Below are 19,375 nucleotides of genomic sequence, written 5' to 3'. Positions count from 1 at the left end.
TGGAATTGAGGCGTAATAGTCATCATGTTTTTAGAATAATGTATCACTTTGTGTGGATACCAAAATATCGTCATAAAGTGTTTATTGAACCTTATAGAGAAAGCTTAAGGTTAATAATAAAGAAGATTGGTTACGATTATAATATAGAAATAGTGGAGTTAGAGATACCTACTGATCATATTCATATGGTAGTAAAATCTGAGCCAAAAGTTTCTCCGTCGTATATTATGCAAATAATAAAAAGCATATCTGCAAGAAATTTTTTCAAGCTTTATCCAAAAATAAAGCGTAAATATTTTTGGGGTGGTAAACTTTGGACGCAAAGTTTTTTTGTAGAAACTGTAGGTAACGTTAATGATGAGGTAATTCGTGAATATGTACGAAATCAAATAAACGCAATGGATAAAATTGAAAAAGAAACAAAGCAGTTTAACCTGTTTTGAAACTCGGTCGCTTGCGGCCGAGTTCTTCATACAATGTGTGTGTAATTGTCTTGCAACTTTTGGTGTTTTGAGATAAGTAGCAAGAGCTAAGAAGACCTGTAAAGTTTCTAAAATTGTTTTCTGTCCTTTTTTATGGGTTTTAGCTCCTATTGTTTGTACAGGCACCGTCATATATGGACGCCTGGTTAAAAACAAGTACTAAAAATAAAAAACAGTTAATGATAAATGAAGCAGTCATATATTCGGCATCAAAGTGCCATAATGGTTTCTGCATTCTGCCTAAGATCCTAGAGAGATTCACTCAAGTTAGCGGTATCTAGGTACCATGACGTTAGCTCGGATTTCATCCAGAATGATTATGTATTATCTCTTTAACCCGCCGTTTTATTATTCTACTTTGTTTTTATTTCTTTACCCCTATCTAGTTTAAAAATTATATAGTTTATAATTTATCCTAAATCTTAAGTACTATTATACCAATTGGTAATTTCTGTTCTTTACCAGACAGGCATAAGCGATTCTAGCCAATTTATTAGCTGTAGCTACTGCAATTACATTGAACGATTTCCCTTTTTCTTTTAATCTTTCAATAAATTCTGATAACGCTCCTGATGTCTGATTAGTTTTATAGCTTCTCATCAATAAAGACCTACCAGCCTGTATTAGCATTGTTCTTGCATATCTATCACCTTGCTTGGTTATTCTTCCTAGAATAATCTTACCTCCAGTGCTATTTTGTTTCGGGACAATTCCAAGTGAAGCAGCAAAATCCTTAGCAGAATCGTATGCTTCAACCGGTTTGATGCTTAAAATACTTGCGTTAATTGTACCAATTCCTGGAATAGTTTCTAAAATTTTTGCCTTCTTGGAACTCCGATTCTTTGCTGCTAATTCTTTATCTAAGCTTTGTTCACGAATCATCAATTGTTCAATTTCTTTACAATCCAGCAACATTTGTTCAGCAATAGTGTTGTTAATAAATCCTTCTTCTAGGGCAAAATTTACAAAATTTTGACAAGATTTTGCAAATGTAGATTTTCCGCATGTTACCAAATAGCCAAATTCAAATAATGAAGTCATCAGAGAGTTGCTGTACTGAATCCTTTGTTGTATTATATTTTGTCTTGCTTTATGCAGGTAAGATATTTCTTGCTCTTCTATTGTTTTAGCTTTGACGTGTATTAAATCGGGATCACATGATGCTTTGCAAATTGCAATTGAATCATTAATGTCATTTTTTTGTCGAGTTTTTGCATATGCTTTCACATCTTTAGGTTTAAGCAAGATGGCTTTATGTCCTATTGATTCAAGCCTTTGAGCCATATAATGAGCTCCACCACAAGCTTCAAATACAAAGGTTTCTGACTCTGGAAACATTGTTGATAAATTTTCAAAAAAGCTTCTTCGATCCATTGCTTTTTTTAATACAACTTTATTGTCTAAATTTATTGCTGCAAAATGCAACTTTCTTTTTGCTAAATCAATTCCTATTACTTTATAATTACTCATGGTATGGACTCCTTTATAAAATTATTAAAAATTACAAACCTATCTTAGGTTTTGGTTCTTTGATATCTTAATATCACTTAAAACCGTTGATAAGTTCTTTCTTATCATTGGCGTCCATACCATCAAGTTAAGAGAGATGTAAATTAAGTCTATAGAATTATTATTCTCAAAATTGGCAAATAACGATAATAATGAACTAAATAATTTACAACAACAGCAAATAACAGCTTTAGCCAAGTTTGGCACAGCAGAAAATATCAATACTGCTATGCAACTCTACAGAGAAAAAGGTATGGATTCTTGTACTGCTTATAGTAACAAGATTTGCATAGCAGCAATAAAGCAGAAGATCACGAGGGATTTACAAATTATGCAGAATAAATTTGATCCTAATTATAATCTTGGTGATAAAAAATTTTCTGATATAGTAATATATGATTTTCAAGGCAAAAGCCATCTCGTTGCTGAAGATTATTTAAATGCTATAGGAAGGGATAAACAAGTAATGCAGTATATAAGTCCAAGCTCAGAAATAGCTAAAGAAATAAGAAGTGCGGTAAAGCAAGTGTCTGAGCACAAGCTTAGTCAAGGAATAAGAGTTTAGAGTGTAGTATAATAATATTTTATCAAGTTAAAAAATGTCAACAATATGAGTGAACAAGGAAACCTGCTGGGTGATCCAGATTAGGATAAGAAGAAAGCTAAGCATGATAAGATATTTCGTAAGGCACTGGAGAATCCTCTAGTTGCCCATGAATTCTTTAATGCACATTTGCCCCCAAATATTAAAAGTTTAATAGATTTTCTTAGTTTAGCAATGGAAAACACCACATTTGTAGAAAGCTCTTTAAAAGATTCTATCTCTGATGTTTTATTCTCATGCAAATTTGATAAACAAGACGGATATTTATTTTTGCTTGTAGAACATCAATCAAAAGCAGATCATTTCATGGCTTTTAGGCTATTTAAATATATGATTAATATTTGTGAGCGATATTTAATACAAAATCCTAAATCTAAGACTTTACCATTAATATACCCGATGATATTTTACAATAGTCAGAAAAAATATAATGTTTCAAGGAATTTATGGGATTTGTTCGCTAATAACAAATTAGCAAAAGAATTATGGATTAATGATTACAAGTTAGTGAATGTCCATGAAATACCAGATGAAGAGTTTAAACAAAGGATATGGTCAGGGATATTAGAATTTTTTCTCAAGCATATACATGAGCGGGAATTATTAAAGAGATGGCAAGAAATATCAGATATATTACCGGAATTAACCAAAATAACGATAGGCTATGATTATCTAGAAATGATATTATATTATACATTGACGAAGATAGAGCAAGCTGATAAAATAAAACTAGAGAATTTATTATCAACAAAGTTAAATCCAGAAATAGGGACAAGGCTTATGAGAAGTTTAGTAGAGCATTGGCAACAAGAAGGGAAAGAAATAGGTATTCTTGAAGGTTTACAAGTTGGTAAAGCTCAAGGTATCCAAATTGGAAAAGCTGAAGGAAAAGCTGAAGAAAATATCAGAGTAAAAACAGAAATAGCAAAAAAACTATTATCCCAAGGTTACAATATTGCTTTAATCTCTAGTGTAACCGGTCTTGATGAAGCTTTTATTAGTTCTTTAGAGTAAATATATTTCTTGTAAAATTTACTCTGCTGTTTAAAAAATCATTTATAAAAAATTCTGAAATAACAAAAAAGTTTTTTATACACGGCTTACCTCTAAAACTCATAATACTAAATTAGTAATTTAAAGGGTTATTATAATAGGATTTTTCTTTATAAGGTATCTTCCCTATCAAACAATTAAAATCTTTTAAAAATACCATTAAAATGGCTTTTATGTTTTTAGATTTAAATCAACTCTGTAAATTCATTTGTAATTTAGTAATAGACGCGAGTTTCGAATTAATATAGCATAGGATTTAGCATATCAAGAGAGATGTAATAGAAGGTTTATTATCAGACATTTGATAATTTATCAGTGCTGCAACCATATGCACAAAGGCATTTGTAACTGATCTATGCCTTGAATGCTCAAACTTCCCCAATAGTTTAATTTTACTAAACACAGATTCTATTAATGCTCTTTTAAGCAATAATATTTTATCCAACATAGACATAAGTTTATTTTTCATATTTTTCTTTACCCTAGTTACCATAAAAATTCCTTGCTCTAAAAGTTGTTGAAATAATTGTTGTGAAATATAACCACGATCTCCGAATACTTTACCAAAAAGATTTTTGATCATCAGTTCCAGCTGTTTTCTATCATCCTTATTGCCAGGGCTAAAAGATGCTTTAACTATACCACCGGCTCTATTAATTATTAGATGTAGTTTAAGTCCATAGAACCAACCTTTTGTTGTCTTACTGCGTGCTGCTATGCCGGCGAACACTTTATTCATTGAAATACGGTATCTCTTACATACCTCTATACTACTTGAATCTACAAAAGAAAGGCCATCACACTGATCCAAAATAGAATTGAATATCAGTACTAATAGTGGTAAATGTGGACCTATTATTTTTATAAATTGACTATAGCTTACTAATTGAAAATCTCTTTGATGATAAATCCATATTTGCTTCAGATAATAATTCTTAAAACAATCATAAGATGACTGCCAGTAGCCTATTATAATTGTTATTACCTCACTTCTGTTAAGTCGACTTTTAGGACCAGATTTGTTGTTATGGTTAGTAATTGAATTTGTATGCTTGTCTAATTCTTGAAAAAAATCATCGACGTAACAAAATATTTCTGTAAAATCCATTATCATAGGTTATTGCTCTTAAAGTTTTTTCAATAACCTATAAACTTTTTTCTTATACTATAAATACCATATTTTAATTAGCAATTTGTATTTTGTACTCACTTTATAACAAAAACAGTATTATCAATATCCCCGTAACCCACTGTTTATCAGCTATACAGCGACTTTTTGAATACGAAACTCGCGTTAATAGGGAAATTACCCACAAGTTTTACATAGCAGGTAAGATCTTCTAGGTTCATAATTTCAGATGGCATTAGGCATCGTCAAGTTAAGTAACATAGTGTCAAAAAGAGTAATATTTTTAGATTTCAGGCAGCAAGAAGTCTTTGAGTAGCTTCATCCCAAATGGATTTAGCGGATGCAAATGCAATTCTTTGGTCAGGTGCTGTTTTAGTATATCTTCCAACATTTACGGCAAATATATTTCTAACTTTTCCCATCAGTGATAATGTACATTGTGCTGCATTAGGATACTTAAATTTAATCAATATCTTCTCTTTTCGCCTAGTTGGTTGATGTGCATTCTCAACGCGATTATTTAATCTCTTATTAGTTCGATGTTTAGTCCTAGGACACATAAGCTTAATCGGTTTAATGTAACTCTTGAGCTTATCAGTAACAATTACTCTTGGAGCTGGGTAATTGCCCAATAATCTTAATAAAAAGCGAATAGCTGATTTCTTGTTGCGTCGCTTCTGTAGCAATACTTCTAATTCATGTCCCTCAGAGTCAACAGCCCTCCATAGTATGAATACTTCACCTTTAATCTTAATGTTCATTTTATCTAAATGCCATTTATCAGTTGGCTTCCGCTCTCTCCTTCTGATAACATCTTGAAAATAAACTGCAAATTTGTTGTACCAAAATCTTACTGTCTCATGACTCAAAATAATACCTCGATATGCCATCTGTTCTTGAACATCTCGGTAGCTACTATTAGAACGATGATATAACCATACTGCATGGCTAATGATGCTTGCTGGAAAACGATGTCTCTTCGGAGCTTGAGTAATACGCATAATGGTGAAATTTAGAGATAAATGGTTACTGCTATTCTATAAATTATTCCATGCATTTGCTCAATACTTAATTTACATCTCTCTTAACTTGATGGTATGGACGCCAATGATAAGAAAGAACTTATCAACGGTTTTAAGTGATATTAAGATATCAAAGAACCAAAACCTAAGATAGGTTTGTAATTTTTAATAATTTTATAAAGGAGTCCATACCATGAGTAATTATAAAGTAATAGGAATTGATTTAGCAAAAAGAAAGTTGCATTTTGCAGCAATAAATTTAGACAATAAAGTTGTATTAAAAAAAGCAATGGATCGAAGAAGCTTTTTTGAAAATTTATCAACAATGTTTCCAGAGTCAGAAACCTTTGTATTTGAAGCTTGTGGTGGAGCTCATTATATGGCTCAAAGGCTTGAATCAATAGGACATAAAGCCATCTTGCTTAAACCTAAAGATGTGAAAGCATATGCAAAAACTCGACAAAAAAATGACATTAATGATTCAATTGCAATTTGCAAAGCATCATGTGATCCCGATTTAATACACGTCAAAGCTAAAACAATAGAAGAGCAAGAAATATCTTACCTGCATAAAGCAAGACAAAATATAATACAACAAAGGATTCAGTACAGCAACTCTCTGATGACTTCATTATTTGAATTTGGCTATTTGGTAACATGCGGAAAATCTACATTTGCAAAATCTTGTCAAAATTTTGTAAATTTTGCCCTAGAAGAAGGATTTATTAACAACACTATTGCTGAACAAATGTTGCTGGATTGTAAAGAAATTGAACAATTGATGATTCGTGAACAAAGCTTAGATAAAGAATTAGCAGCAAAGAATCGGAGTTCCAAGAAGGCAAAAATTTTAGAAACTATTCCAGGAATTGGTACAATTAACGCAAGTATTTTAAGCATCAAACCGGTTGAAGCATACGATTCTGCTAAGGATTTTGCTGCTTCACTTGGAATTGTCCCGAAACAAAATAGCACTGGAGGTAAGATTATTCTAGGAAGAATAACCAAGCAAGGTGATAGATATGCAAGAACAATGCTAATACAGGCTGGTAGGTCTTTATTGATGAGAAGCTATAAAACTAATCAGACATCAGGAGCGTTATCAGAATTTATTGAAAGATTAAAAGAAAAAGGGAAATCGTTCAATGTAATTGCAGTAGCTACAGCTAATAAATTGGCTAGAATCGCTTATGCCTGTCTGGTAAAGAACAGAAATTACCAATTGGTATAATAGTACTTAAGATTTAGGATAAATTATAAACTATATAATTTTTAAACTAGATAGGGGTAAAGAAATAAAAACAAAGTAGAATAATAAAACGGCGGGTTAAAGAGATAATACATAATCATTCTGGATGAAATCCGAGCTAACGTCATGGTACCTAGATACCGCTAACTTGAGTGAATCTCTCTAGGATCTTAGGCAGAATGCAGAAACCATTATGGCACTTTGATGCCGAATATATGACTGCTTCATTTATCATTAACTGTTTTTTATTTTTAGTACTTGTTTTTAACCAGGCGTCCATATATGACGGTGCCTTTGAGAAATATAAGGGTTAATAAGGGATAAAGGGAAATAGTAGAAAGCTTTAATAGCATAGTACCCTACAATTTTTGTAATGGGGCGTTGAGAGTGTGAACAAGCTCTTTTTTTGGAGGTAGTAATAAGGTATCTATGAGTTGAGTTATAGCTATTATAGATTGATAGAAGGCATTTTTAATCTCTTAGGGTTTAATTCCCCGAAGGTCTGCTTCGTGATATACTAGATGCATGGAAGAAAGCAGTTATATACATAAAAGTGATAATGTCACAGTACTAATATATCATTTAGTAACACCGGCAAAGTATAGAAGAGTAATATTCAATGAGGAACTAGACGATTATTTATGTAAAATTTGTGAGGACATAGAAGCTCGTTATGAAATTAGATTTTTGGAAATAGGAGTAGATAAAGAACATGTACATTTTTTACTACAGTCAATACTAATGTATAGCCCAACAAAAATAACTCAAATCATAAAAAGTATTACATCTAAGGAAATGTTTAAGAAATATCCAAATCTTAAAGAAAAATTATGGGGAAGTGAGTTTTGGAGTAAAGGATATTTTATGAGCACAGTATGTAAACATGGTGATGAGCGGAAATTACGTAATTATGTAAAAAATCAAGGTTCAGGCAAACCTTCTTATAAAGCATTTCAACAAAAACAGTTAAAACTTTTTGGATAGATACCTCGTAGCTCTGCTGCGAGGAGTATCATTTTTAACGTAAAAAGAAATTTTTATTGAGACATAAATATATAAGTATAAGTTTTATTCAAATTGAGTTATTATACAGAATTTTACACAAAATATGATGAGTTATGTTAAAACCAGAAGCTACCAGGCAGCAAGAACAAGAGGTTTTAAATAATATAGAATCTACGCCAAATACTATATACATATATAATGATGAGGGGGCAGGTGAAAATTCCGTAAAGTATGTTCTTGATACCTTAACAAAAATTGCTACTGCATATAAAATTAATTTTATAAATGCCCAAGATATTTTAGCTAAAGAATGGATTAAAAATGCTGTTTTATTAGTAATGCCCGGTGGTGCAGATATACCTTATACTAAAAAACTTAATGGTGAGGGAAATAAAATTATTAAAGAATATGTAAAAAGTGGCGGAAGTTATTTAGGATTTTGTGCAGGAGCATATTATGGTTCTAATTTTGTTGAGTTTGATAAAAATGGTGAATCAGAGGTTCTAGGTGAAAGGGAGTTAGCATTTTTTCCTGATAAATCTGTTGGTCCTATTCTTGCTAAATACGATTATAAAACAAATAGCGGGGCTAAGTCTGCACTACTCAAATTAAATATATCTGATGAAAATGACTTTACTAATATAAGTTTTTATTATAATGGAGGAGGGTATTTTTATAATGCTGACTCTTATAAAGATGTAAATGTATTAGCATATTATCATATTGAGAAAGATAATAATTATTTACCGGCAATTGTGGAAATTAAATGCAATAAAGGAATAGCTATTCTTTCGGGTGTGCATTTTGAATGTTCTTCTAAATTATTAGATGCTAATGATCCATATGAATCAAAATTATTACCGATATTAGAAAAAGAGGAAGAAAATAGAGTTAAATTTAGTATTTCAATATTTAAAAGATTAGGGATTAGAATCGAGTAATAAGCATGTTAATTATAAATAATAATATTTCAGAAAAATCTTATAATAGTAATACTCCTTTAAAAGTAGCTTTATTTACTTCATTGGGGTCAGGGCTTGAATATTATGATTTTGTTATATATGGAATGATGGCTAAATATTTATCGGATATTTTCTTTTCTGTAGATGATAGTTTGAGCAGTATGATTCAAGCCTTTATAGTTTTTTCCATAGGTTATTTAATTAGACCGTTTGGAGGAACTATTATAGGAATGATAGCTGACACTTATGGACGGAAAAAACGTTTATTTTAGTTATGTTGTCAATGGGATTTTCTACAATGGGAATCGGTTTATTACCTACTTATAATCAAATAGGAATTATAGCCCCTATCGGATTATTAATATGTCGTTTATGTCAAGGTATATCATTAGGGGCTGAGCTACCAGGTGCTACCACTATTATTAGCGAATATACTCCAGCAACCAAATTAGGCAGATTATGTAGCGTCATGTTATCAAGTATCAGTATAGGAGCATTAATGGCTACAGCTATGGTAGCTATGTTAAATAAACTCTATACTTATCAAGAAATTATTGAATGGGCTTGGCGAATACCTTTTATATTAGGAGGAATATTAGCCATAATTTCTTATTTTATTCGTAAAAATATAAGCGAAACTCCTGAATTTTTACAAGAAAAAAATAAGGAAAAAACTGATATTAATTTATTAGTACCATTGAAATTATTATTATCACAAAATTTATCCGCAATAGCCATAGGTTTGGGATTAGTATTTTTCCATGCTAGTTTGGTTATTATAAATTTATATTTTCCTTTTTATATCAATAAATATTTTAATTATGAGTTAGCTGATATTTACAGTAGTATGACAATTAGCTGTAGAAGTCAAGATTTGATCTTACAGGCACTATAAAAATTATATCTGAATATCTGATAAATTATGACTGTCAGATGAGTATTCAAGATATAAGATTTCATTGTTCTTTTCAATAGCTAATTTCTTACTATCCTTAAAAGTTTGCATAGGCGTTTTACCATAACAATATTTTCCTGAATGTGGTCGCTCATTATTGAAATGCTCTAACCAAATATCAAGATCTAATTGTAAATCATCAAGATCAGTGTAGATCTTTTTCCGCATAGCTGTATCAAAGAATTCTTGTTTCATAGTTTTATTAAAACGTTCACACATACCATTTGTTTGAGGAGAATATGCTTTAGTAATAGTATGTTCTATACCTTCGATACTTAGAAATAATTCAAAAGCATGATGCTCTATATTTCCCTTATATTCTGACCCACAATCTGTCAGAATACGAAGTATTGGTATGCCTTGAGTTTCATACCATGGTAACACGCGGTCATTAAGCATATCAGCAGCAGTTAAAGCTGTTTTATCAGTATATAGTTTAGCATCAGCTACTCTGCTATAGCTATCAATAAATACCTGAGAATAAACCTTACCTATACCCTTAAAATTTCCTACATAACGCGAGTTTCGTATTCAAAAAGTCGCTGTATAGCTGATAAACAGTGGGTTACGGGGATATTGATAATACTGTTTTTGTTATAAAGTGAGTACAAAATACAAATTGCTAATTAAAATATGGTATTTATAGTATAAGAAAAAAGTTTATAGGTTATTGAAAAAACTTTAAGAGCAATAACCTATGATAATGGATTTTACAGAAATATTTTGTTACGTCGATGATTTTTTTCAAGAATTAGACAAGCATACAAATTCAATTACTAACCATAACAACAAATCTGGTCCTAAAAGTCGACTTAACAGAAGTGAGGTAATAACAATTATAATAGGCTACTGGCAGTCATCTTATGATTGTTTTAAGAATTATTATCTGAAGCAAATATGGATTTATCATCAAAGAGATTTTCAATTAGTAAGCTATAGTCAATTTATAAAAATAATAGGTCCACATTTACCACTATTAGTACTGATATTCAATTCTATTTTGGATCAGTGTGATGGCCTTTCTTTTGTAGATTCAAGTAGTATAGAGGTATGTAAGAGATACCGTATTTCAATGAATAAAGTGTTCGCCGGCATAGCAGCACGCAGTAAGACAACAAAAGGTTGGTTCTATGGACTTAAACTACATCTAATAATTAATAGAGCCGGTGGTATAGTTAAAGCATCTTTTAGCCCTGGCAATAAGGATGATAGAAAACAGCTGGAACTGATGATCAAAAATCTTTTTGGTAAAGTATTCGGAGATCGTGGTTATATTTCACAACAATTATTTCAACAACTTTTAGAGCAAGGAATTTTTATGGTAACTAGGGTAAAGAAAAATATGAAAAATAAACTTATGTCTATGTTGGATAAAATATTATTGCTTAAAAGAGCATTAATAGAATCTGTGTTTAGTAAAATTAAACTATTGGGGAAGTTTGAGCATTCAAGGCATAGATCAGTTACAAATGCCTTTGTGCATATGGTTGCAGCACTGATAAATTATCAAATGTCTGATAATAAACCTTCTATTACATCTCTCTTGATATGCTAAATCCTATGCTATATTAATTCGAAACTCGCGTTACATAATATGTATCTTGGCATCCTAGATAACCTGAATGCTGTGTCTCAATCTCGCCATGGGCTTCTTTTTCGCTACGTCGTTTCTCTAGTACTTGTAACTGAGATTCAGTAAGTACAATACCATCCTGAGCCATCCTTGCTTCTAATGCTTTAAGCCTTTTATTGATATTGTTTAAATCATTACGTAACCAAATTGATCTCACTCCTCCAGGTGATACAAGTATACCGCTCTTCTTAAGCTCATTTGATACTCGAATCTGTCCATATGCTGGATATTCTATTGCCATATCCATTACTGCCTTCTCTATCGCTGGATCAACTCTATTCGCAAAACTTACGCTATGAGTGGAAGAGTGATAAATTATTGTAAGAATAATTAAACATGTCAAAGAGGAACAGATTGCAAGCAATACCAATTAATAGAACAGATTACTGTCAATTTTTAACAATTAGCCAAAAGAATTATAGTTTAACCTACTACGCTGAACATGCCAAGAAATGTAGCCATGATGTTATTAATAGATTTTTAGAAAATGAAAAATATACTCCTTCTTTGTTATGGGAACACATTAAGAATGATGTTATCTTTTCATCTAACGGATATACAATATTTGATGATACGGTGTTAAACAAAAGGAACACAAAGAAAATAGAGGTTGCTAGATCGCAGTATAGTGGAGCTACAGGTGGAGTTACTACCGGTATAGGAGTAGTGAGTCTTGTATATTATAACCCCGATATTGATAAGTTTTGGGTAATAGATTATCGCATTTTTTCACCTGATCATGATGGAGCGACGAAACTAGATCACCTACTAAAGATGTTCAATAATGCTGTTTATAGTAAAAAGATTCCTTTTCAAACTGTACTTTTTGACACATGGTATGCTACACACAAAATTATGCAACATGTTGACTCCTTGGGCAAATATTATTATGCCCCTATTAAAGCCAATAGAAATGTTAGTAAAACGTGTGATTACGAGCCTTATAAAGCTGTTAGCAAGTTGACGTTTTCAGATGAAGAAATTAAGAATGGAATGGAGATTCATATAAAAGGATTTGCCAAAAATAAGCATGTTAATTTGTTTAAATTTACTGTTTCTACCAACAGAGTTGATTATGTTGTTACCAATAACAAAACTCAAAAATCTTCTAAAGCTGCACAAGATGAGTTTGGCTTGCGATGGGTAATTGAGAGCATGCATAGAAAAATTAAGCAACTGACTGGTATAGAACGTTGCCAATGCAGAAAACAGCGTATCCAACGTAATCACATTAGTTGTGCATTTCTAGTTTGGGCTTTTCTCAAAAGAACTGCAAATAAAATAGGTAAAACGGTCTACCAAATAAAGTTAGGGCTTTTAGATGACTATATGCAACAACAGCTTCGTTCTCCATCTTTACGATATTTAGAACCAAACATAGCGTAAGTTTTGTTCGCTATTATTGGCTTCTTCCGGCTAATCTCATACAACGCTTCTTCACCACCAGTTTCATACAGTTCTTTAAATCTGTAATAACTATCTCTACTATATCACATCGCTTTACATGCTGATGATATGCTACCAAGACTCTTAGCGAGTTCTAGTAATCCTAATTTTGGCTTTATTATTTTTTGATTTAAGTTCATTTCTTATCTCCATTTAATAATTAATTTATTTTACTAAATGTAAGATAAAATCTCAACTATTACAAATTAGCATGATTGCTTCTTTTGTCTTTATAATTATCACCGGTTGGTTATCAGATTATATTTCAAAATCTAAAATTTTATTGTTAACTTTATTATTTTTTACCATATTTCTATTTTTATCACCGACTTTACTTAATAAGGGTACTTTTTGGTCACTACAGATATTTTTTATAATCTATCAATTATTTATTGCCCTGTTTTTTACTAGCTATATGCCTATATTATCACGTTTATTTGCTACTAAAATGCGTTATACAGCCACCGCAATGATACTCCTCGCAGCAGAGCTACGAGGTATCTATCCAAAAAGTTTTAACTGTTTTTGTTGAAATGCTTTATAAGAAGGTTTGCCTGAACCTTGATTTTTTATATAATTACGTAATTTCCGCTCATCACCATGTTTACATACTGTGCTCATAAAATATCCTTTACTCCAAAACTCACTTCCCCATAATTTTTCTTTAAGATTTGGATATTTCTTAAACATTTCCTTAGATGTAATACTTTTTATGATTTGAGTTATTTTTGTTGGGCTATACATTGGTATTGACTGTAGTAAAAAATGTACATGTTCTTTATCTACTCCTATTTCCAAAAATCTAATTTCATAACGAGCTTCTATGTCCTCACAAATTTTACATAAATAATCGTCTAGTTCCTCATTGAATATTACTCTTCTATACTTTGCCGGTGTTACTAAATGATATATTAGTACTGTGACATTATCACTTTTATGTATATAACTGCTTTCTTCCATGCATCTAGTATATCACGAAGCAGACCTTCGGGGAATTAAACCCTAAGAGATTAAACCCTAAGAGATTAAAAATTTGGGTGTTGAAAAAATAAAGTATTTGCTTGCTGATCGGGAATTTATGAATAAAGAATGGTTAAATTTTCTGATAAATAATCACATAAAATTTGCTATTTCCTTAAAAAGAGATAACAAAATTCGCCTTGAAAAAAGTTTAAAAACTCTAAGCATTGTAAAAATATTTAATGATCTTAAAGCTTTAGAATATAATCAAAACTTACGCTATGTTTGGTTCTAAATATCGTAAAGATGGAGAACGAAGCTGTTGTTGCATATAGTCATCTAAAAGCCCTAACTTTATTTGGTAGACCGTTTTACCTATTTTATTTGCAGTTCTTTTGAGAAAAGCCCAAACTAGAAATGCACAACTAATGTGATTACGTTGGATACGCTGTTTTCTGCATTGGTAACGTTCTATACCAGTCAGTTGCTTAATTTTTCTATGCATGCTCTCAATTACCCATCGCAAGCCAAACTCATCTTGTGCAGCTTTAGAAGATTTTTGAGTTTTGTTATTGGTAACAACATAATCAACTCTGTTGGTAGAAACAGTAAATTTAAACAAATTAACATGCTTATTTTTGGCAAATCCTTTTATATGAATCTCCATTCCATTCTTAATTTCTTCATCTGAAAACGTCAACTTGCTAACAGCTTTATAAGGCTCGTAATCACACGTTTTACTAACATTTCTATTGGCTTTAATAGGGGCATAATAATATTTGCCCAAGGAGTCAACATGTTGCATAATTTTGTGTGTAGCATACCATGTGTCAAAAAGTACAGTTTGAAAAGGAATCTTTTTACTATAAACAGCATTATTGAACATCTTTAGTAGGTGATCTAGTTTCGTCGCTCCATCATGATCAGGTGAAAAAATGCGATAATCTATTACCCAAAACTTATCAATATCGGGGTTATAATATACAAGACTCACTACTCCTATACCGGTAGTAACTCCACCTGTAGCTCCACTATACTGCGATCTAGCAACCTCTATTTTCTTTGTGTTCCTTTTGTTTAACACCGTATCATCAAATATTGTATATCCGTTAGATGAAAAGATAACATCATTCTTAATGTGTTCCCATAACAAAGAAGGAGTATATTTTTCATTTTCTAAAAATCTATTAATAACATCATGGCTACATTTCTTGGCATGTTCAGCGTAGTAGGTTAAACTATAATTCTTTTGGCTAATTGTTAAAAATTGACAGTAATCTGTTCTATTAATTGGTATTGCTTGCAATCTGTTCCTCTTTGACATGTTTAATTATTCTTACAATAATTTATCACTCTTCCACTCATAGCGTAAGTTTTGTAAGGTTTGTAGCGGTGTATTGTGGGATAAAAAAGTTAATTTTGCTGCATATAAAAACGATAAAAGTGAACTAATGGTGTTGGTATCATCCATTGAGATTGAAGTTGATATTTTCGCTTTATATAGATATCGATGGTCAATCGAACGGTTGTTTAAGCATCTTAAAAGTGGTGGTTTTGATATTGAAAAAAGTCATTTAGTAAATTTGGACAGATTTGAGAAATTATTAGTGGTAGCTGCTATCAATTCAGCCTTAATAATCAAGAATGGATTAATACAAAATGCACTAAATCCAATTCGTATAAAAAGCTATAAAACCATTGAAAAACAACTATTTTCATTATTTACTTATTATTGTCATTGCTAAAGTAAAAGGGACCAGTAAATTGCACGAAAAAGGGACCAGAGAATTTGGTGTAACCTAATAAGGTTATAATGTGCAATATTCACTAGATAATTAATTAAAATAAATATCTAGTGATACAATGATAAGAATAAATATGTACACAACAATTATCACCCTTTATAAGCAAGGCAATAGTCAAAGAAATATTGCCAAACTAACGAGAATAGACCGTAAAACAGTAAGAAAAATAGTAAACCGTTATGTAGAGTCTGGTACAGAATCTCCTGCACCCTATGAACGATCTTCAGCACTGGATTCTTGGCACGAACAAATAATTGAGTTATTAGAAAAGAATCTAAGTTACATAAGAATTTTTGAAGAGTTAAAAATTCAAGGTTATACAAAAAGTTATGGTTCGCTAACCCGTTATATCAAAAAATATAAGATACAAAATAACAGTTGCATTCGTTTTCATACTTTAGCAGGAGAGGAAGCACAAGTAGATTTTGGTGACATAGGCTTACAGTATGGGGTCGTTGAAAGATAATTTTTGATAGTAAAATAAGAGGAAAGGAGGTAATAAATATTTTAAAAAAGAAATTCTGTTTAATATAGAGATAAATGTTATTCAATAGTGTAGTAATTTAATAGAGATTTGTTTACAGAGTTAGAATTTTTATTAATAAATTTCTTTAAGCCATTAAAGTTGTTAAAACCACTAATCGTTTTAAATTAAAACATATGGCATTCATAAATTCGGAGAATTGATTTTTGGCAATTCCTATATATCTAACCCGCTTATTATCTTTTGAAAATACCATCTCGAAAGGTGCTCTGATTTTCGTATAATATTTATCAAGGTCAAAATTCTTATCTTTCATATTATTTTTCTTTATTGCACAAAGATGGACTCCCTTTTTAGCTGCTGCATTCTTGGTAGAGATTGTACAATAACCTTTATCAACATATGTAGCACCAGAACTTGGCATAACATGCTTAAAACCTTTGCTATCGGTAACATTTGCAGGGGTAACTGCAACCTTATTGATCATGCCTGATTGAATATCAACACTCACATGTTTTTTATAACCATACCAAAATTTATTCCCTCCCTTACAGCCAATTTTGGCTTGTTTATCCTTTGCAACCTTAGGCAAAGTCTCATTATTCAATTTATCATATTTTTGTGCTCTTAGTTTATCACGTTCCTCCCAGAGATTAGCTTTTGAGATTAAATGAGAAGCATCTACAAATTATCATATTTTTGTGCTCTTAGTTTATCACGTTCCTCCCAGAGATTAGCTTTTGAGATTAAATGAGAAGCATCTACAAAGGTAAATACTTCACCCATATAGCCTTGTACTCGTAGTTGATCGCGGAATTTTGTAAATATTTTTGATAGTAAATTAGTACCTATTTTTTTACGTATTTTACTAAATACACTATAATCAGGTGTCTTTTCTGTAAGAGCAAAATTACAAAACCATTTCGCCGCTGTGCTATCAGCTAAATAACGTTCTAATTCCCGATCAGATAAGTCTTCCATAAATTGTAGCAGCAAACATTTAAACAGCCTCTCTATACCATATCCTTTATAATTAGCTTCGCATTCTAATGCTAATAACTCAGCTTCAACTGCTTTGAATTTGAATAAACTTTTGAATTTACGATATTGATGATCCGCATTTACTAACTCATCTAAACTTACCATTAGCATTTGATACTCTGACATATAAACATATTTTTTATTTTTTTATTATACCTGCTACCCTCTCATCTCGCAACAGTCCCAGTATAATTCTAAGGGGCGTAGAGTTAAAGCATATGTATTTAATATGCGTTTAAGTTATAGTCGCCTTGATTATTATGAAGTAGTGTTTGATCAAAGTTGTCAAACATGGATACAATGTCATATCAATGCATTTAATTATTTTGCTGGCAGTCCAAAAGTAATAAAACTTGATAATCTTAAAGCTGGAGTGGTAGATAGCAATTTCTATGAGCCCGTATATCAGAAGGAATACAAACGTTTAGCTGATCATTATGGAATTTTACTTTCTCCTTGTCGTGTATATCAACCTCAAGAAAAAGGCAAAGTAGAATCAGGAATAAAGTATGTCAAAAATAATTTTTTTGCTGGACGTAAATTTCATAGATATGAAGAATTAACACATGATCTTGCTAACTGGTTAAATAAAGCAAATAACCGAATACATGGTACTACTAAAAAAATTCCTCAGGAACTATTTGAGCAAGAAGAAAGTAATAATTTAATGCCTTTACCATTAGAAACGTTTGATTTGTCATCGTGGCATAATCGAAAAGTAGCAAAAGATTGTCATATCACCATAGATAATAATTATTATTCCGTACCGGCAAAATATATATACAGTGAGGTACTGGTACAATTATCACCAAAACTTGTTCAAATATTTTCTATCCAAAATGATTTAATAGCAAGGCACGTTAGAACAGATGGCAAAGGAATATTTACCACTAATCCGTCTCATTATGCCAAATATAAACGTCTATGCCCAGGTTTTATAGAATATAGTGAACATTATCAACAACAAATGCAGCAGATAGGAAATAATTGCAGTTTATTATTAGAGTTATTACAACAAACACGAGTAAATGATTGGCAACGTTGTGCTAGAGGTATTATTTCTTTACGTAAGGTTTACAATGATGAGTTAATAGATAAAGCTTGTCATAGAGCATTACATTACGGTATAAGTTCTTACTCTAAAATTAAAAATATCTTAAATAGTAATGCAGTAAACTTACCATTGCCAGAGTTTGGAGGTCAGAATGCAGAACTTGCTTAATGACCTACGTAGTTTTAGATTATCAGGTATAGTCAATAGCTTAAATGAAAGGATTATTTATGCTCAAAATAATAAACTAGGATTTAAAGAATTTCTCTCACTATTATGTGAAGATGAAAAATCTCACCGTAAGGATAATAATTACCGTCGTCGTAAAAGTGCTGCTAAATTACCAGTCACTAAAAATTTAGAAGACTTTGATTTTCAGTTCCAACCAAGTATTGATGCCAAAGTAATAAGTGATTTATCTACTTGTGATTATATTAATACTAAGGGCAATGTCATATTCATAGGTAATTCTGGAACTGGCAAAACTCATCTTGCTATTGGATTAGCATTAAAAGCTTTAACACGAGAATACTCTGTATATTTTACTACGGTATCGGATATGCTTTATAATTTACATATTGCAAGAGCAGATAATAGCTATCACAAAAAAGTTAAATTACTCTTATCATTTGACTTATTAATTCTTGATGAGTTAGGTTTTAAGCAATTACCAAAACATTCAGTAGATGATTTTTTTAATATTATTGCTAAACGATATGAAAATAAATCTACCATTATTACCACAAACAAGGATTTTGAAAGATGGAATGAAATATTTGCTGATGAGTTATTAACTCATGCAATTATTGATCGAGTAGTACATCATGCACATATACTAAACATCACAGGTAAAAGTTATCGTATTAATAACTATAAATTTGGAGGTCATTTGACATAAAAATTTTTACATATAGTGGTCCCTTTTTCGTGCAATTTACTGGTCCCTTTTTATTTGACAATGACATTATGGCTTTGATTATATTAA

22 protein-coding genes and 5 pseudogenes are annotated in these 19,375 nt (G+C 31.1%); 16 read left to right on the top strand and 11 right to left on the bottom strand.

Annotation, left to right across the window (positions count from 1 at the left end; translation table 11 throughout):
* The first annotated feature begins 38 nt into the window (after positions 1 to 38).
* Positions 39 to 443: an IS200/IS605 family transposase gene (gene tnpA, locus ACOAL3_RS05670; RefSeq protein ID WP_419234538.1), complete on the top strand. Its 405-nt coding sequence runs from the start codon at positions 39 to 41 to the stop codon at positions 441 to 443.
* A 139-nt stretch (positions 444 to 582) separates the two neighbouring features.
* Here tnpA (ACOAL3_RS05670) and ACOAL3_RS05665 read toward each other — a convergent pair whose 3' ends face one another.
* Together ACOAL3_RS05665 and ACOAL3_RS05660 are read right to left on the bottom strand one after the other, a co-directional pair.
* On the bottom strand, positions 583 to 717 hold the full coding sequence (locus ACOAL3_RS05665; protein WP_419234537.1) for a hypothetical protein: 135 nt from the start codon (positions 715 to 717) through the stop codon (positions 583 to 585).
* Positions 718 to 914: 197 nt separating this feature from the next.
* On the bottom strand, positions 915 to 1,952 hold the full coding sequence (locus tag ACOAL3_RS05660; protein WP_419234517.1) for an IS110 family RNA-guided transposase: 1,038 nt from the start codon (positions 1,950 to 1,952) through the stop codon (positions 915 to 917).
* Positions 1,953 to 2,097: 145 nt separating this feature from the next.
* Here ACOAL3_RS05660 and ACOAL3_RS05655 point away from each other — a divergent pair.
* Positions 2,098 to 2,556 (top strand): annotated as a pseudogene (locus ACOAL3_RS05655) (AAA family ATPase); the annotation flags it as partial.
* Positions 2,557 to 2,601: 45 nt separating this feature from the next.
* Positions 2,602 to 3,609: pseudogene (locus tag ACOAL3_RS05650) on the top strand (Rpn family recombination-promoting nuclease/putative transposase).
* Between the two features lie 295 nt (positions 3,610 to 3,904).
* Here the strand turns inward: ACOAL3_RS05650 and ACOAL3_RS05645 are convergent.
* Both ACOAL3_RS05645 and ACOAL3_RS05640 read right to left on the bottom strand, forming a co-directional pair.
* A complete protein-coding gene (locus ACOAL3_RS05645) occupies positions 3,905 to 4,762 on the bottom strand; it encodes an IS982 family transposase (protein WP_419234519.1) in 858 nt (285 codons plus the stop codon).
* Between the two features lie 305 nt (positions 4,763 to 5,067).
* Positions 5,068 to 5,778, bottom strand: coding sequence for an IS6 family transposase (locus ACOAL3_RS05640; protein WP_419234536.1), 711 nt, complete (start codon positions 5,776 to 5,778; stop codon positions 5,068 to 5,070).
* A gap of 214 nt (positions 5,779 to 5,992) precedes the next feature.
* Between ACOAL3_RS05640 and ACOAL3_RS05635 the strand changes: the two genes are divergently transcribed.
* From ACOAL3_RS05635 to ACOAL3_RS05610, 6 genes are all read left to right on the top strand, one after another.
* Positions 5,993 to 7,030 (top strand): IS110 family RNA-guided transposase, encoded by a 1,038-nt coding sequence (locus ACOAL3_RS05635; protein ID WP_419234517.1) that lies wholly within the window; start codon positions 5,993 to 5,995, stop codon positions 7,028 to 7,030.
* 197 nt (positions 7,031 to 7,227) lie between these two features.
* Entirely contained in the window at positions 7,228 to 7,362 is a 135-nt protein-coding gene (locus ACOAL3_RS05630; RefSeq protein WP_419234535.1) for a hypothetical protein, read from the top strand.
* 211 nt (positions 7,363 to 7,573) lie between these two features.
* Complete coding sequence (tnpA, locus tag ACOAL3_RS05625) at positions 7,574 to 8,032, top strand: IS200/IS605 family transposase (RefSeq protein ID WP_419234534.1); 459 nt, start codon at positions 7,574 to 7,576, stop codon at positions 8,030 to 8,032.
* 134 nt (positions 8,033 to 8,166) lie between these two features.
* Complete coding sequence (locus ACOAL3_RS05620) at positions 8,167 to 8,994, top strand: BPL-N domain-containing protein (RefSeq protein WP_419234533.1); 828 nt, start codon at positions 8,167 to 8,169, stop codon at positions 8,992 to 8,994.
* 5 nt (positions 8,995 to 8,999) lie between these two features.
* Positions 9,000 to 9,287 (top strand): MFS transporter, encoded by a 288-nt coding sequence (locus tag ACOAL3_RS05615; RefSeq protein ID WP_419234532.1) that lies wholly within the window; start codon positions 9,000 to 9,002, stop codon positions 9,285 to 9,287.
* Positions 9,288 to 9,313: 26 nt separating this feature from the next.
* Positions 9,314 to 9,910, top strand: coding sequence for an MFS transporter (locus ACOAL3_RS05610; protein ID WP_419234531.1), 597 nt, complete (start codon positions 9,314 to 9,316; stop codon positions 9,908 to 9,910).
* 3 nt (positions 9,911 to 9,913) lie between these two features.
* Here the strand turns inward: ACOAL3_RS05610 and ACOAL3_RS05605 are convergent.
* Positions 9,914 to 10,498: pseudogene (locus ACOAL3_RS05605) on the bottom strand (integrase core domain-containing protein); the annotation flags it as partial.
* 169 nt (positions 10,499 to 10,667) lie between these two features.
* Between ACOAL3_RS05605 and ACOAL3_RS05600 the strand changes: the two are divergent.
* A complete protein-coding gene (locus tag ACOAL3_RS05600) occupies positions 10,668 to 11,525 on the top strand; it encodes an IS982 family transposase (protein ID WP_419234519.1) in 858 nt (285 codons plus the stop codon).
* 31 nt (positions 11,526 to 11,556) lie between these two features.
* On the opposite strand, the pseudogene ACOAL3_RS05595 reads toward ACOAL3_RS05600, so the two are convergent.
* Positions 11,557 to 11,889, bottom strand: a pseudogene (locus ACOAL3_RS05595) (IS481 family transposase); the annotation flags it as partial.
* Positions 11,890 to 11,957: 68 nt separating this feature from the next.
* On the opposite strand from ACOAL3_RS05595, the gene ACOAL3_RS05590 reads away from it, so the two are divergent.
* Positions 11,958 to 12,989, top strand: a complete 1,032-nt coding sequence (locus ACOAL3_RS05590; RefSeq protein WP_473198140.1) for an IS701 family transposase — start codon at positions 11,958 to 11,960, stop codon at positions 12,987 to 12,989.
* Positions 12,990 to 12,991: 2 nt separating this feature from the next.
* Here ACOAL3_RS05590 and ACOAL3_RS05585 read toward each other — a convergent pair.
* Positions 12,992 to 13,189: pseudogene (locus tag ACOAL3_RS05585) on the bottom strand (helix-turn-helix domain-containing protein); the annotation flags it as partial.
* Between the two features lie 361 nt (positions 13,190 to 13,550).
* Positions 13,551 to 14,009 carry an IS200/IS605 family transposase gene (gene tnpA / locus ACOAL3_RS05580; protein ID WP_419234530.1) on the bottom strand — a complete coding sequence of 153 codons (459 nt, stop codon included), beginning with the start codon at positions 14,007 to 14,009 and terminating at the stop codon, positions 13,551 to 13,553.
* 73 nt (positions 14,010 to 14,082) lie between these two features.
* Here tnpA (ACOAL3_RS05580) and ACOAL3_RS05575 point away from each other — a divergent pair, with 73 nt between their 5' ends.
* A complete protein-coding gene (locus ACOAL3_RS05575) occupies positions 14,083 to 14,304 on the top strand; it encodes a hypothetical protein (protein ID WP_419234529.1) in 222 nt (73 codons plus the stop codon).
* Here the strand turns inward: ACOAL3_RS05575 and ACOAL3_RS05570 are convergent.
* Positions 14,284 to 15,315 carry an IS701 family transposase gene (locus ACOAL3_RS05570; RefSeq protein WP_473198142.1) on the bottom strand — a complete coding sequence of 344 codons (1,032 nt, stop codon included), beginning with the start codon at positions 15,313 to 15,315 and terminating at the stop codon, positions 14,284 to 14,286. The two genes, ACOAL3_RS05575 and ACOAL3_RS05570, sit on opposite strands and share 21 nt — an antisense overlap.
* Before the next feature lie 91 nt (positions 15,316 to 15,406).
* Here ACOAL3_RS05570 and ACOAL3_RS05565 point away from each other — a divergent pair, with 91 nt between their 5' ends.
* Both ACOAL3_RS05565 and ACOAL3_RS05560 read left to right on the top strand, forming a co-directional pair.
* Positions 15,407 to 15,754, top strand: coding sequence for a transposase (locus ACOAL3_RS05565; RefSeq protein WP_419234527.1), 348 nt, complete (start codon positions 15,407 to 15,409; stop codon positions 15,752 to 15,754).
* A 133-nt stretch (positions 15,755 to 15,887) separates the two neighbouring features.
* Positions 15,888 to 16,280 (top strand): helix-turn-helix domain-containing protein, encoded by a 393-nt coding sequence (locus ACOAL3_RS05560; RefSeq protein ID WP_419234526.1) that lies wholly within the window; start codon positions 15,888 to 15,890, stop codon positions 16,278 to 16,280.
* A gap of 145 nt (positions 16,281 to 16,425) precedes the next feature.
* Here ACOAL3_RS05560 and ACOAL3_RS05555 read toward each other — a convergent pair whose 3' ends face one another.
* A complete protein-coding gene (locus tag ACOAL3_RS05555) occupies positions 16,426 to 16,905 on the bottom strand; it encodes a transposase (RefSeq protein ID WP_419234525.1) in 480 nt (159 codons plus the stop codon).
* Positions 16,906 to 16,979: 74 nt separating this feature from the next.
* Entirely contained in the window at positions 16,980 to 17,465 is a 486-nt protein-coding gene (locus ACOAL3_RS05550) for a transposase (protein ID WP_419234524.1), read from the bottom strand.
* A gap of 103 nt (positions 17,466 to 17,568) precedes the next feature.
* On the opposite strand from ACOAL3_RS05550, the gene istA reads away from it, so the two are divergent.
* Positions 17,569 to 18,561: an IS21 family transposase gene (istA, locus tag ACOAL3_RS05545; protein WP_419234523.1), complete on the top strand. Its 993-nt coding sequence runs from the start codon at positions 17,569 to 17,571 to the stop codon at positions 18,559 to 18,561.
* The gene (istB, locus tag ACOAL3_RS05540) at positions 18,545 to 19,288 is read left to right on the top strand and encodes an IS21-like element helper ATPase IstB (protein WP_419234522.1); all 744 of its coding nucleotides are present in this window, start codon (positions 18,545 to 18,547) and stop codon (positions 19,286 to 19,288) included. The genes istA and istB overlap by 17 nt, the downstream gene beginning before the upstream one ends.
* Positions 19,289 to 19,375 lie beyond the last annotated feature (87 nt).

The organism is Rickettsia endosymbiont of Nabis limbatus (genome assembly GCF_965196655.1).
Lineage (GTDB): Bacteria > Pseudomonadota > Alphaproteobacteria > Rickettsiales > Rickettsiaceae > Rickettsia.
Note: the sequence above shows the minus strand (reverse complement) of the source record. Positions and strands in the feature narration are given on the sequence as shown.